Consider the following 12680-nt stretch of genomic DNA (forward strand, 5'->3'; position numbering starts at 1 on the left):
CGGATCACCTCCCGGACCTGAACCACCAGCTAGCTAGCTACAGAAGGAGCGCCACATGGCCGCCACGCAGCAGGAGATCCTCGAAGGTCTCGCGGAGATCGTCAACGAGATCGCGGGCATCCCGGTCGAGGACGTCGAGATCGACAAGTCCTTCACCGACGACCTGGACGTCGACTCGCTGTCCATGGTCGAGGTCGTCGTCGCCGCCGAAGAGCGCTTCGAGGTGAAGATCCCGGACGAGGACGTCAAGAACCTCAAGACGGTCGGCGACGCCGCCGACTACATCCTGAAGCACCAGGCCGCCTGAGCCTGACGAGCGTTTGTCGCCACCCGGCGGTGGCGCCGTGACAATTCAGCACCCCCTGAGACGTGGAGAAAGAATTCCTGTGAGCCCGACCAATCGCACCGTGGTCGTCACCGGTATCGGCGCAACCACTCCGCTGGGTGGCGACAGCGCTTCGACCTGGGAAGGTCTGCTCGCCGGCCGGTCCGGCGTCTCGCCCCTGGAGGGCGAGCGCTTCGCCGAACTGCCGGTCCGCATCGCCGCCCAGGCCGCCGTGGACCCGAGCGAGGTACTCCCCCGCCCGCTGGCCCGCAAGCTCGACCGCTCGGCGCAGTTCGCCCTCATCGCGGCCCGTGAGGCCTGGGCCGACGCGGGTTACACCGCTCCGGCGGGCGAGGACGAGAGCATCGTCCCCGAGCGTCTGGGCACCGTGATCGCCTCCGGCATCGGCGGTGTCACCACCCTGCTCGACCAGTACGACGTACTGAAGGAAAAGGGTGTGCGCCGGGTCTCCCCGCACACCGTCCCCATGCTCATGCCGAACGGCCCCTCGGCCAACGTCGGCCTGGAAGTCAACGCCCGCGCCGGTGTGCACACCCCCGTGAGCGCGTGCGCTTCCGGCGCCGAGGCCATCGGCTACGCCGTCGAGATGATCCGTACCGGCCGTGCCGACGTGGTCGTCGCCGGCGGTACCGAGGCGGCGATCCACCCGCTGCCGATCGCGGCGTTCGCCAACATGATGGCGATGTCCAAGAACAACGAGAGCCCGACCACGGCCTCCCGCCCGTACGACAAGGCCCGCGACGGCTTCGTCCTCGGCGAGGGCGCCGGCGTCGTGGTCCTGGAGTCCGCCGAGCACGCCGCCAAGCGCGGCGCCCGGGTCTACTGCGAGGTGCTGGGCCAGGGCCTGTCCGCGGACAGCCACCACATCGCGCAGCCGGAGCCGACGGGCCGCGGTGTCGCCGCCGCCCTGCGCAACCTGCTCGACAACACGGAGCTGGACCCGTCCGAGCTCGTCCACGTCAACGCGCACGCCACGTCCACCCCGCAGGGTGACACGGCCGAGCTGAAGGCGCTGCGCAAGGTCCTGGGCGACGACCTCGACCACATCGCGATCTCCGCGACCAAGTCGATGACCGGTCACCTGCTGGGCGGCGCCGGCGGCATCGAGACGGTCGCGACCGTGCTGGCGCTGTACCACCGGATCGCCCCGCCGACCATCAACGTCGACGAGCTGGACGACGAGATCGACGCGGACATCGTGCGCGGCGAGCCCCGCAAGCTGCCCGTCGACGGTCCGATCTCCGCGATCAACAACTCCTTCGGCTTCGGCGGCCACAACGTCTCCCTGGCGTTCCGCACGGTCTGAGTCCGGGGGTAGAGACCCGTACCACGGGGAAGGCCCCCTCCCGGCAGTGCCGGGAGGGGGCCTTCCCCGTACGCGTCCGCGGGCTCAGACCACCTGGTGCAGCCAGCGGACCGGGGCGCCCTCGCCGGCGTAGCGGAAGGGTTCCAGTTCGTCGTCCCAGGGCTTGCCGAGCAGCTTGGCGATCTCCGCCTCCAGCTCGGTCTCGCCGCGCGCGGAGCGGGCGAGGGCGGCGCGCAGCCGGTCCTCGGGGATCAGGATGTCGCCGTGCATGCCGGTGACGGCGTGGAAGATGCCGAGGTCCGGGGTGGAGCTGTAGCGCTCGCCCTCGGCGGTCGGGCAGGGTTCGGCGGTCACCTCGAAGCGCAGCAGGTGCCAGCCGCGCAGGGCGGAGGCGAGTTTCGAGGCGGTACCCGCCTCTGCCTGCCAGGAGAACTCGGCTCTCCAGGTGCCGGGGGAGGCGGGCTGCCGGATCCAGTCGAGGTTCACCCGCACCCCGAGCACGCCCGCAACAGCCCATTCCACGTGCGGGCAGAGCGCGCGCGGTGCGGAATGCACGTACAGAACTCCACGTGTCGTCACCGGGACCTCCAGTGTGGGACGAGGTCGGGAATAAACTCCAGAAAACGGACAGTATGTGACGTGATGTAATGTAACGGAAAATAATGGACATTGCTTAGCGGCACCTGCGGCCGAAACGCCACGGGAAAAAGCTACCGTGCGCCGGGGGTCATGGTGTGACGTACGGTCGCTCCGAAGCCCGTAAACACAGAGCATTCACTCAGCAGGACGCCCTCGGAAGGACACGGGGCGACGAGGGAGGGACCACCCGATGCGCACCACCGTCGCGCGCCGCCGCGTACGCCGGACCGTCACCGGCGTGGGCGTGGCGGCGGCCGTTCTGGCCGCGACGGTGACGGGCTGTGACGACGGCGGCCCGCCGAAGGCGGGCGAGCGGGGGGCGCAGGCGAAGCCGCGCTGGAACCCGGCTCCGGCGTCCGTCGCCGCCGTCGGGGACTCCATCACCCGCGGGTTCGACGCCTGTTCGGTACTGGCCGACTGCCCGGAGGTCTCCTGGGCCACCGGCAGCGACCCGACCGTGAACTCCCTGGCCGCCCGGCTGCTGGGCGAGGCGCAGGTGCCCGCCCGCAGCTGGAACTACGCGGTGACGGGCTCGCGCATGGCGGACCTGCCCGGGCAGCTGGCCGAGGCCGCGGAGCACAAGCCGGGCCTGGTCACGGTGATGGTGGGCTCGAACGACGCCTGTCGGCCCACGGCTTCGTCGATGACCTCGGTGGCGGACTTCCGGGCCCAATTCGAACAGGCGTTGAAGGGACTGCGGGCGGCCTCGCCGGAGTCGCAGGTGTACGTGTCCTCCGTGCCGGACCTCCAACGGCTGTGGGAGCAGGGCAAGGACATCCCGATGGTCCGGCAGGTCTGGAAGCTGGGCATCTGCCAGTCCATGCTGGCCGAGCCCCTGGCCGCGGACACGGGGGCGACGGCCCGGCGGGAGAAGGTGCGGGCGCGGGTGGTCGAGTACAACGAGGTGCTGCGCCAGGTCTGCGCGGCCGACGCGCTGTGCCGCTACGACGGCGGGGCCGTCTTCCAGTACCCGTTCGGGGCGGAGCAGCTGAGCCACTGGGACTGGTTCCACCCGGGCCGGGACGGGCAGGCGCGGCTCGCGGAACTGGCCCACCGGCAGGTGACGGCGGCCGAGCCGCCGCGTTGACGGCGTAGCCGTGGAAGGGGGCCGGGAGCCGGTGTCAGGGGCCGCTCCCGGCCCGGTCTTCCGGCCGGGGCGGGGGTGATTTCCGGCCAATCCCCCGCCCCGGCGTGTCGTGGGCCCGCTGCGGCTACAGGTCGAGGGTGGCCGTCAGCCGGATGTCGGCGTGCGAGTGGCTCGCGCGGACCTCGTAGGTGCCGCCGATCCGGCGCCAGCCGTACGCCTCCTCGTCCCAGATCTCGAAGGCCCGGGCGGGCAGCGGGATCTCCACCTCGACGCCCTCGCCGGGCGCGGCGGCGACGGAGGCGAAGGCGGCCAGCCAGCTCGCCGGGCGCTCCACGGGGTCGGCGACGGGGGCGAGGTAGATCTGGACGACCTCGCGGCCGGGCCGGGTGCCGGTGTTGGTGAGGCGGACCCGGACGGACTCGGCGGTGGCCTCCAGGGACTCGTAGGCCCAGCCGGTGTAGCCGAGGCCGTGCCCGAAGGGGTAGGCGGGGGTCACGCCGTGCGCCTCGTAGGCCCGGTAGCCGATGAGCAGCCCCTCGCGGTACTCCAGGCGCCCGTCCTGCGGGACCACCTCGGTGACGGGCGCGTCGGCGAGGGTGGCGGGCCAGGTGGTGGGCAGGCGGCCGCCGGGCTCGGCGTCCCCGAGGAGCACGTCGGCCAGCGCGGCCCCGCCCTCCTGCCCGGGGAACCAGCCCAGCAGGACGGCGGCGACGTCCTCGCGCCAGGGCAGTTCCACCGGGGAGCCGGCGTTGACGACGACCACGGTGTTCGGGTTGGCGGCGGCGACGGCCCGTACCAGGTCGTCCTGGCGGCCGGGCAGCGCGAGGTCGGCGCGGTCGAAGCCCTCGGACTCCACCCGCTCGGTGGTGGCGACGACCACGACGGCCGTGTCGGCGGCGCGGGCGGTCCGGACGGCCTCGGCGATCAGCTCGTCGGGGTCGCGGCGCGGGCCGAGGTGGAGGAGGGAGAACATCACGGCCTTGAGCGGCATCGCGTCCATGTCGGGGACCTGGTGGGCCAGCGAGACCTCGACGGGCTCCCCGGCGGTCAGGACGGCCCGGGCGCGCTCGCTGGGGGCGCCGAAGAAGGCCTCGAACGGGTCGGCTTCCGCGCCCATCTCCTGGACGCCCTCCCACAGGGTCCGGCCGCCGACGGCAAGGCGGAAGGCGCCGAGCCCGCGGGTGCCGAAGACGTGCTCGCCGCTCTCGCGGGGCAGGAACGTCCCGGTGACCTCGATGGAGGCCATCGTCTCGTACGTGACCCCCTCGGGCAGGTCCTCGCCGATCCACTGGACCTGTCCGGACGGCAGGGCGGCCTCGCCGAGGACCGTCCCCGAGGCGTCCCGGCAGACGGCGCGCAGCTCGAAGCCCTGCCCGGCGGGGGCGGGTTCCTCGCTCGGGTCGGCACCGACGGCGTAGGTCAGGGCGCCCTCGGGGAGGGCGGCGGTGAGTCCGTCGAGCGGGGAGAGGACGCGTTCGGGGAAGACGGTGGCGCTGCCGCCGCCCAGGATCCGGGCCTCGCGGGCGGCGGCGCCGATCAGGGCGACGGTGCGGCCGGCGGCGCGGTCCAGCGGCAGGGCGCCGCCCTCGTTGCGGACGAGGACGGCCCCGCGGGCGGCCAGCTCGCGGGCCAGGGCCTGCCCGTCGACCGGCGCCGGGAGTTCGGTGACGGCGGCGGGGGCGCCTTCCAGCAGTCCCGCGCGGGCGGCGAGGCGCAGGACGTTGCGCACGGCCCCGTCGACGGTGGCACCGGCGGCCTCCCCGGCGCGGACGGCGGCGGCGAGCGCGGGCCCGTAGACGGTCGTCGGGCCGGGCATGGCCACGTCGAGGCCGCCGTCGATGCAGCCGGTGGTGGAGCGGGCGGCCATCCAGTCGGAGACGTTGCAGCCGTCGAAGCCCCACTCGCCGCGCAGGATCCCGTTCACCAGCCGCGCGTGCTCGGTCATGGTGGTGCCGTTGACCCGGTTGTAGGCGGTCATGACGCCCCAGGGGCGGGCGCCGCGGACGATCGCCTCGAAGGGCGCCAGGTAGAGCTCGCGCAGCGGCCGCGGGGCGATGGCGCAGTCGACGGTGAAGCGCTCGGTCTCGGCGTCGTTGCCTGCGAAGTGCTTGACGGTGGTGCCGATGCCGCCGTCCTGGACGCCCCGGACGTAGCCGGTGCCGATGGCCCCGGTCAGGTACGGGTCCTCGGAGTAGCACTCGAAGTGGCGGCCGCCGAGCGGGGAGCGGTGCAGGTTGACGGTGGGCGCGAGGAGGATGTGGACGCCCTTGCGGCGGGCCTCCTGGGCCAGGAGCCGGCCGGCCCGGCGGGCCAGGGCCGGGTCCCAGGAGGCGGCGAGGGCGGTCGGGGAGGGCAGGGCGATCGAGGGGTCGTCGGCGGTCCAGCGCACGCCGCGGACGCCGACGGGGCCGTCCGACATGACCAGGGAGCCCAGCCCGATCTCAGGGAGGGCGGGCAGGGACCACATGTCCTGGCCGGCCAGCAGCCGGGTCTTGGCGTCGAGATCCAGCTTGTCCAGGGCGGCTCCGACGGCGTCTTCGCGCAGCTGCTGGCTCGCGCGCTCGTCGGGGACCTGATCGGCAGCGGTCACGGCCGTGCCTCCTCGCTCTGTGGGTGCGGTGCGGTGGGCCCATCGTGGACCCATCCCCTGTAGGACGGTATGCCTTGTAATCTTTTCGTGATGCATTGATGACGTACGGTCGTACGACAGCCGGGCAGGTCCGGCCGGAAGGGGCGTGACGGGGCGATGGCCAGGGCGAAGAGCGAGGAACGCCGCGGCGAGATCGTCCGCGCGGCGGTCGAGGTGATCGCCGAACGCGGCTACCGGGGCGCCTCCCTGGGCTCCGTCGCCGAACGCGTGGGCCTGACCCAGCAGGGCCTGCTGCACTACTTCCCGACCAAGGAGGCCCTCCTCGTCGCGGTCCTGGAGGAACGCGACCGCTGGGACACCGGCGGCGGCTCCCGCGCCTCGGCCGGCGCCTGGCGCCTGGACCTGCTGGCCTCCCTCGTCGACTACAACGCCATGCGCCCCGGCATCGTGCAGACCTTCTCCGCCCTGCTCGGCGAGAGCGTCACCGACGGCCACCCGGCCCGCGCCTTCTTCACCGAGCGCTACGCCCAGGTCCGCGCGGAGATGGCCGACCTGCTGCGCGCCGAGTTCGGCGAGCGCCTGCCCTCCGGCCTCACCCCGGAAGCGGCCGCCCCGCTGCTGACGGCGGTGATGGACGGCCTCCAGTACCAGTGGCTGCTCGCCCCGGAATCGGTGGACATGCCCGCCGCGTTCCGCTCCTTCCTGACCCTGCTGAGGGGCCCCGACGCGTAGCCCCCCACCGCCGACGGGCATCCTTTCCCCCGGACTTCGAGCGGGGGGACACGACATGGAGCCGCAAGCGCCGCAGCACGCGGAGGAGCGCGAGAAGAAGGTCACGTGGTCGGAGCTGTTCTTCGACCTGGTGCTGGTGTTCGCCGTGACCCAGGTCTCGGCACTGCTCCACCACGACCACGGCTGGGCCGGCACCGGCCGGGCCCTGATCGTGTTCATCCCCGTCTACTGGGTGTGGGTGGGCAACACCGTCCACTCCAACACCCATGACGCCGACCGGCCCCTGGAGCGGCTCGGCCTCTTCGCCGCCGGGCTGTGCGGCCTGCTGATGGCCCTGGCCCTGCCCGACGCCTTCGGGGACCGCGGACCGCTGCTGGCCGGCGCCTACCTCTGCGCCCGGCTGGTCCTCGCCGCCCTCGCGCACGGCCGCAACCGCCGCCTGCGGCTCACCCCGGTGACCCTGTCCGTGCTGGTCAGCGGCCCGCTCCTGTTGGCCGGATCCTTCCTCGACGGACCGGCCCGGATCGCCCTGTGGGCGCTGGCCGCCGCCGTGGACCTGGCCGCGCCCCGGCTGACCCGCCGCGCCATGGTCCGCATCGCCTTCGACTCCGGCCACCTCGCCGAGCGGTTCGGCCTGTTCGTGATGATCGCGCTCGGCGAGTCCATCGTGGCCGTCGGCGCCCCGGTGGCCTCCGCCCCCGAGCTGGACACCGGCGCGCTGGCCGCCGTCGCCGTGGCCTTCACCCTGGTCTGCGGCCTGTGGTGGGTCTACTTCCACCTCGCCGCCGACGCCGTCCGGCACGGCCTGGAGACCGCCGCCGTACGGGCCGACGTGGCCCGGCAGGTCCTCTCGTACGGGCACCTCTCGCTGATCGCCTCGATCATCGCGGTCGCCGTCGGCATGGCCGAGGCCGTCGCCCACCCCGGGACCCGGCTCCCGCTCGGCGTCGCCGCCCTCCTCCACGGGGGCTGCGCCCTGTTCCTGGCCACCTTCGGGTACACCCGCTGGCACCTGTTCCGCTCCTGGTCGGTGACCCGGCTGACGGCCTCCGCCGTCGTCCTGCTCCTGCTGCCCGCGGCCGTCCTGCTGCCCTCGCTGGCGGCGCTCGCCCTGCCGACCGCGGTGGTGACCGGGCTCAACCTGGTCGAGCTGGCCTTCGTCCGCCGCCGCGGCGAGCTCCCCGGCGCCCCCGCCGCCGCCCCCGCCCTGACATCCTGAAGCCCATGAAGATCGCCGCCGCACAGCTGACCTGCATACCCGCCGACGTCACCGCCAACGCCGCCCGGGCCACCGCCCTCGCCGCCCGGGCCCGGGACGAGGGCGCGGAGCTCGTCGTCTTCCCCGAACTGACGCTCACCGGCTACGAGATGGAAGCCCTCGCCCAGGACCCGGCCCTGTGGCTGTCCGGCCCCGACGACCCCCGCCTGGACGGGCTGCGCTCGGCCGGCCCCGCCGTCGCCGTCAACGCCGCCCTGCGCACGGACGGCCCGCTGCCGGCCCTCGCGACCCTGGTCTACGACGCGGCCGGCGCGCACCTCACCAGCTACGCCAAGCAGCACCTCTACCAGCACGAACAGGGCGCCTTCACCCCCGGCACCACGGACGGCCGCTTCGCACTCGGCGGCATCCGCTTCTCCCTGGGCGTCTGCTTCGACAACCACTTCCCCGACCTGCCCGCCCGGGGCGCGGCCGACGGCTGCCGCGTCCACCTCGCCAGCTCCCTCTACGGCACGGGCGACGGCATCACCGAACGCGCCACCGTCTACCCGGGCATGGCGAAGGAACACGGCCTCTACGTGGTCCTCGCCAACCACGTCGGCCCGGCCGGCCCCTGGACGGGCTGCGGCGGCGCGGCCGTCTGGGCCCCGGACGGCACCCTCCTCGCCGAGGCCGACACCTACACCCCGACGGTGGCCACGGCGGACGTCCCGGCCGCCTAGGTCTGAGGCGCGCCTGCCGGACCGGGCGGGGCTCAGCGGAGCAGGCTGCCGAAGAAGTCCAGCATGCGGTCCGCCGCGACGCTCCAGTAGGGCCAGTTGTGGCCGCCCGGCCGCAGGACCGTCTCGGTGTCGGTCCCCCGGGCCGCGAAGGCGGTGGTCAGGTCCTCGGTCCCCGGCAGGTGGTTGGCGTCCTCGGTCCCGCAGGCGAGGTGGTAGCGGGCGCGGCGGAGGCGGTCGGGGGCCGTGCGGCGGAGGATGTCGGCCAGGTCGTACTCCCGGAAACGGTCCGTCAGGCGGGCCGGGCCCTCCAGGTCACGGCCGAAGGCGTGGCCGAAGAAGCGGTTCCACTCCTTCATCGGGATCGCGCGGTAGCCCTCGTCGGTGAAGTGCGCCGTGCTCAGTCCGGCGGCGGCGCCGAACAGGCCCGGGTAGCGCAGGGCGTACATCAGCGCCCCGTAGCCGCCCATGGAGAGTCCGGCGACGGCCCTCCTCTCCGGCCGGCCGCCCAGCCCGTGGGCCTTCTCGACGGCCGGGACGAACTCCTGGACGAACATGTCCTCGTAGCGCAGGGTGTCCCCGCCGGATCCGGCGGCGGCGATGTCGTTGACGTAGAACGTCTCGTCCTGGCCGCCGCCCGGCCGGCCGGGGTCGCGCCGGGCGTCGGGCATGACGAGGGCGCACGCCGGGATCCGGCCCGCCGCGACGGCCCGGTCCAGGGTCGCCACGATGCCGCCCTTGACGACCCAGTCGGTATGGCTCCCGCTCGTGCCGTGCAGGAGGAACAGGACCGGGATCCCGGTACCCCGCCCGGAGCCCGCCCGGGCCGACAGGTAGAGGCTGTACGGGACGTCCCGCCCGAGCAGCCTGCTGCGCACGGCCAGGTCCGTGCGCAGCGAGCCGGCCCCGGAGGCGGACGGACCCGGCGACGCGACGGAGCCCGCCTCCCCCGGCGCCCCGCCGCCGCCCCGCAGCAGGAAGGCCGCTGAGGCGACGGCCGCGACCGATCCGCCGACCCCGGCCGTGAGCAGGGAACGGCGCGCGGGACGTTTCATCATGGCTTCCTCAGCGTCGGCACCGGGCGCCCACTGGCCCGCACCCATGACACGCCCACCCTCCGCGTCGAGGCGAGCAGCCACGCCGCCGGGGCGGCGGAACGGGGGACGCCCCCCGCCCGCGGACCGGCGCCCAGCCCTAGACCGAATCCGGCAGCAGGTGCTTCGTGCCCCACTCCCCCAGGGACTCCAGGGCCCCGCTCAGCTCCCGGCCGAGCGGGGTCAGCGAGTACTCCACCCGCGGCGGGACCTCGTCGAAGACCTCGCGGTGGACTATGCCGTCGGCCTCCAGCTCGCGCAGCTGCGCCGCGAGGACCTTCTCCGACACCCCGGGGACCAGTCGGCGCAGCTCACCGAACCGGCGGCCCGGGCACTGCTCCAGCTCCCACAGGATCGACACCTTCCACTTCCCGTCGATCACCGCCATCGCCGCCGCGATCCCACAGTGGTCCGCACCCGGCCTGCGCACCGTCGCCATCCCGCCCACCCCTCCCACCTGCACGCTCACCCCGGGGTAAGCACCCACTCCCAAGTGCGTACTTGAGCCCCCGTCAGCCTGCCACCAGGCTAAACGCCATGACCGACAACGACACCCGGCACCGCCCGCTCACCCTGCTCGGCCTCGGCGACATGGGCACCGCCCTGGCCCGCACCTGGCTCGCCGCCGGCCACCCCCTGACCGTCTGGAACCGCACCCCCGCCAAGGCCGGGCCCCTGGCCGCCGAGGGCGCTTCCGTCGCCGCCACCCCCGCCGCGGCCGTCGCCGCGAACCGCCTGATCGTGCTCTGCCTGCTGGACGACGCGAGCATCGCCTCCGTGCTGGACGGGATCGACCTCACCGGCAAGGACCTGGTCAACCTCACCACCGGCACCGCCGCCGAGGGCCGCGCCCGCGCCGCCTGGGCCGAGACGCGCGGCGCCCGCTTCGTGGACGCCGGGATCATGGCCACCCCGTCGATGATCGGGGTCCCGCAGGCCGGCGGCTACGTCTTCTACAGCGGCTCCCGCGCCCTCTTCGACACCCACCGGACCACCCTGGAGGTCCCGGCCGGCGCCCGCTACGTCGGCGAGGACCCTGGCCACGCGGCCCTGCACGACGTGGCTCTGCTGAGCGCCATGTACGGCCTGTTCGCCGGGGTCTCGCACGCCTACGCGCTGATCGAGGGCGAGGACATCGCCCCGAAGGACCTGGCCCCGCTGCTGTCGGAGTGGCTGGGCGCGATGGGCTTCTTCGTCGGGAACGCCGCCGAACGGCTGACCTCCCGGGACTTCACCACCGGGGTGGTCTCCAGCCTGGCCATGCAGGTGGCGGCGAGCGGCACGCTGCTGCGCACCGCCGCCGACCAGGGGGTCAGCGCCGAGCTGCTCGCGCCGTACCTGGACCTGATGCGCGAACGCCTGGAGGCCGACCCGGCCGCCCACGGGGCCGAGGACACAGTGGGCGCCATCACCCTCCTGCGCCGCACCGCCCCCGGGCACTGAGCCGCCAGGGGCCCGGCCTCAGGAGGAGGAACGCGGGTCCTGCCCGGAGACCGGGGGGTAGCCGTATGGCTGCCGGTACGGGGGCGCCTGACCCGGAGCCTGCTGTCCGTAGCCCTGCCCGGGAGCCGGAGCGTAGCCCTGGCCGCCGTACGGGCCCGCCGGGGCGGGGCCACCGTAGGGTCCGGTCGCGCCGTAGGGTCCGGTCGCGCCGTAGGGAACCGCCGGGGCCTGGGCGGCGTCCCCGTCCCCGCCCTCGGAGGCCTCGGCGTCGTCCCCCACCAGGTCCCGCGCCAGCAGGGTCGCCCCCGCCACCGCGCCCGGCATCAGGAAGACCGCGAGCAGCGGGATCAGGAACAGCAGCACCAGCGGTACCCCGAAGCCGAGCGCCGTCGCGCGCCGCCCGCGCAGCAGGGTGAGCTGCTCGTCCAGGTCCACCCGGCGCCGCTGGAGGGCGACGGAGGTGAGCTCCTGGGTGAGGAAGAAGCCGGAGACGCAGAACCCGATCGCCGGGACCACCGTCTGCCCGACCACCGGGATGAACCCGAGGGCGAACAGCAGGATCCCGTACAGCAGCACCCGCACCAGCAGCCGCAGGCTGTCCCGGGCGGAGATCCACAGGTCCGCCCAGAACGAGCGCCCCGACTCCGGGACCCCACCGCCCTCGGTGCGGTCGACCTGCTCCGAGAGGGACTCGTAGAAGGGCTGGCCGACCAGCAGCGTCACGGCGGTGAAGGTGATCACCGAGACGAAGAGGCCGAGGGAGACGACCACGGCGGTCAGGAACCCGCGGAACAGCCCGAGCCAGGGCGAGGACCAGTCCGAGGCGAACGGCGTCGCCCACACCGTGAAGTCGTCGGCCCCGTAGAAGAGGCCGGTCAGCGCGGCGCCGTAGAGAACCAGCGTGACCAGGCCCGGCAGCAGGCCGAAGCCCAGCCAGCGGCCGTTGCCGAACACCCATCTCTGTCCGGCCCACAGGTACCGGAAACCCCCCGCAAGATCACGCATGCGGCCAGTTTACGGCGAAGGCCGCACCCCCCGAGGGGGTGCGGCCTTCATGAGCTGCGGCGCGAGCGTCAGGCGACGTTCAGCTCGACCGTGATGTTGCCGCGGGTCGCCTTGGAGTAGGGGCAGATCTGGTCGGCCTTCTCGACCAGGTCCTTCGCCACGGCGGCGTCCACGTTCGGGATCGAGGCGGTCAGCTTGACGATGATGCCGAAGCCCTCGTCGTTCTTGCCGATGCCGACCTCGGCGGTCACGGTGGAGCCGGTGACGTCGACGTTCTCGTTGCGGGCCGCGACGCTGAGGGCGCCCTGGAAGCAGGCGCTGTAGCCGGCGGCGAACAGCTGCTCCGGGTTGGTGCCGGCGCCGCTGCCGCCGAGCTCCTTCGGCGGGTTCACGACGACGTCGAGCCGGCCGTCGTTGGTGGCGACGCGGCCGTCACGGCCGTTCTCGGCGATGGCGACGGCCGTGTACGCGACGTCGGACTGGGTGATGGACATGAAAAC

Annotated in this window: 13 protein-coding genes; 7 read left to right on the top strand and 6 right to left on the bottom strand. The window is 73.7% G+C overall.

Going from position 1 to position 12680, the window contains the following annotated elements:
- Positions 1-55 precede the first annotated feature (55 nt).
- Both ACFY0O_RS14125 and fabF read left to right on the top strand, forming a co-directional pair.
- Complete coding sequence (locus ACFY0O_RS14125; protein WP_388946799.1) at positions 56-307, top strand: acyl carrier protein; 252 nt, start codon at positions 56-58, stop codon at positions 305-307.
- Positions 308-386: 79 nt separating this feature from the next.
- Positions 387-1652: a beta-ketoacyl-ACP synthase II gene (gene fabF, locus ACFY0O_RS14130; protein WP_388946801.1), complete on the top strand. Its 1266-nt coding sequence runs from the start codon at positions 387-389 to the stop codon at positions 1650-1652.
- A gap of 84 nt (positions 1653-1736) precedes the next feature.
- On the opposite strand, the gene ACFY0O_RS14135 is transcribed toward fabF, so the two are convergent.
- Positions 1737-2231 carry a DUF3145 domain-containing protein gene (locus ACFY0O_RS14135; protein WP_358896279.1) on the bottom strand — a complete coding sequence of 165 codons (495 nt, stop codon included), beginning with the start codon at positions 2229-2231 and terminating at the stop codon, positions 1737-1739.
- Positions 2232-2481: 250 nt separating this feature from the next.
- On the opposite strand from ACFY0O_RS14135, the gene ACFY0O_RS14140 reads away from it, so the two are divergent.
- Complete coding sequence (locus ACFY0O_RS14140; protein WP_388946803.1) at positions 2482-3378, top strand: SGNH/GDSL hydrolase family protein; 897 nt, start codon at positions 2482-2484, stop codon at positions 3376-3378.
- Between the two features lie 124 nt (positions 3379-3502).
- On the opposite strand, the gene ACFY0O_RS14145 is transcribed toward ACFY0O_RS14140, so the two are convergent.
- A complete protein-coding gene (locus ACFY0O_RS14145; RefSeq protein WP_388946805.1) occupies positions 3503-6022 on the bottom strand; it encodes a glycoside hydrolase family 3 protein in 2520 nt (839 codons plus the stop codon).
- 102 nt (positions 6023-6124) lie between these two features.
- Here ACFY0O_RS14145 and ACFY0O_RS14150 point away from each other — a divergent pair, with 102 nt between their 5' ends.
- From ACFY0O_RS14150 to ACFY0O_RS14160, 3 genes are read left to right on the top strand one after another with little or no spacing between them, the layout of a single operon-like run.
- Positions 6125-6700 carry a TetR/AcrR family transcriptional regulator gene (locus ACFY0O_RS14150; protein ID WP_388946807.1) on the top strand — a complete coding sequence of 192 codons (576 nt, stop codon included), beginning with the start codon at positions 6125-6127 and terminating at the stop codon, positions 6698-6700.
- Between the two features lie 55 nt (positions 6701-6755).
- Positions 6756-7919 carry a low temperature requirement protein A gene (locus tag ACFY0O_RS14155; RefSeq protein ID WP_388946809.1) on the top strand — a complete coding sequence of 388 codons (1164 nt, stop codon included), beginning with the start codon at positions 6756-6758 and terminating at the stop codon, positions 7917-7919.
- A 5-nt stretch (positions 7920-7924) separates the two neighbouring features.
- Complete coding sequence (locus ACFY0O_RS14160) at positions 7925-8641, top strand: carbon-nitrogen hydrolase family protein (RefSeq protein ID WP_388946811.1); 717 nt, start codon at positions 7925-7927, stop codon at positions 8639-8641.
- 32 nt (positions 8642-8673) lie between these two features.
- On the opposite strand, the gene ACFY0O_RS14165 is transcribed toward ACFY0O_RS14160, so the two are convergent.
- Positions 8674-9693 carry an alpha/beta hydrolase gene (locus tag ACFY0O_RS14165; protein WP_388946813.1) on the bottom strand — a complete coding sequence of 340 codons (1020 nt, stop codon included), beginning with the start codon at positions 9691-9693 and terminating at the stop codon, positions 8674-8676.
- A gap of 139 nt (positions 9694-9832) precedes the next feature.
- Positions 9833-10171, bottom strand: a complete 339-nt coding sequence (locus ACFY0O_RS14170; protein ID WP_388947266.1) for a winged helix-turn-helix transcriptional regulator — start codon at positions 10169-10171, stop codon at positions 9833-9835.
- A gap of 98 nt (positions 10172-10269) precedes the next feature.
- On the opposite strand from ACFY0O_RS14170, the gene ACFY0O_RS14175 reads away from it, so the two are divergent.
- A complete protein-coding gene (locus tag ACFY0O_RS14175) occupies positions 10270-11175 on the top strand; it encodes an NAD(P)-dependent oxidoreductase (RefSeq protein WP_388946815.1) in 906 nt (301 codons plus the stop codon).
- An 18-nt stretch (positions 11176-11193) separates the two neighbouring features.
- On the opposite strand, the gene ACFY0O_RS14180 is transcribed toward ACFY0O_RS14175, so the two are convergent.
- Entirely contained in the window at positions 11194-12180 is a 987-nt protein-coding gene (locus ACFY0O_RS14180; protein ID WP_388946817.1) for an EI24 domain-containing protein, read from the bottom strand.
- 68 nt (positions 12181-12248) lie between these two features.
- Positions 12249-12674: an organic hydroperoxide resistance protein gene (locus ACFY0O_RS14185; RefSeq protein WP_388946819.1), complete on the bottom strand. Its 426-nt coding sequence runs from the start codon at positions 12672-12674 to the stop codon at positions 12249-12251.
- Between the last annotated feature and the right edge of the window lie 6 nt (positions 12675-12680).

Source organism: Streptomyces sp. NPDC001594, from assembly GCF_042893675.1.
Taxonomy (GTDB): Bacteria; Actinomycetota; Actinomycetes; order Streptomycetales; family Streptomycetaceae; genus Streptomyces.

Excerpts from the sequence above, each read along its gene's own strand:
- ACFY0O_RS14155 (WP_388946809.1), top strand. The coding sequence starts at position 6,756 with ATGGAGCCGCAAGCGCCGCAGCACGCGGAGGAGCGCGAGAAGAAGGTC.
- ACFY0O_RS14165 (WP_388946813.1), bottom strand. The coding sequence starts at position 9,693 with ATGAAACGTCCCGCGCGCCGTTCCCTGCTCACGGCCGGGGTCGGCGGA.
- ACFY0O_RS14125 (WP_388946799.1), top strand. The coding sequence starts at position 56 with ATGGCCGCCACGCAGCAGGAGATCCTCGAAGGTCTCGCGGAGATCGTC.
- ACFY0O_RS14170 (WP_388947266.1), bottom strand. The coding sequence starts at position 10,171 with ATGGCGACGGTGCGCAGGCCGGGTGCGGACCACTGTGGGATCGCGGCG.
- ACFY0O_RS14185 (WP_388946819.1), bottom strand. The coding sequence starts at position 12,674 with ATGTCCATCACCCAGTCCGACGTCGCGTACACGGCCGTCGCCATCGCC.
- ACFY0O_RS14160 (WP_388946811.1), top strand. The coding sequence starts at position 7,925 with ATGAAGATCGCCGCCGCACAGCTGACCTGCATACCCGCCGACGTCACC.
- ACFY0O_RS14175 (WP_388946815.1), top strand. The coding sequence starts at position 10,270 with ATGACCGACAACGACACCCGGCACCGCCCGCTCACCCTGCTCGGCCTC.
- ACFY0O_RS14145 (WP_388946805.1), bottom strand. The coding sequence starts at position 6,022 with ATGGGTCCACGATGGGCCCACCGCACCGCACCCACAGAGCGAGGAGGC.
- ACFY0O_RS14140 (WP_388946803.1), top strand. The coding sequence starts at position 2,482 with ATGCGCACCACCGTCGCGCGCCGCCGCGTACGCCGGACCGTCACCGGC.
- ACFY0O_RS14150 (WP_388946807.1), top strand. The coding sequence starts at position 6,125 with ATGGCCAGGGCGAAGAGCGAGGAACGCCGCGGCGAGATCGTCCGCGCG.
- ACFY0O_RS14180 (WP_388946817.1), bottom strand. The coding sequence starts at position 12,180 with ATGCGTGATCTTGCGGGGGGTTTCCGGTACCTGTGGGCCGGACAGAGA.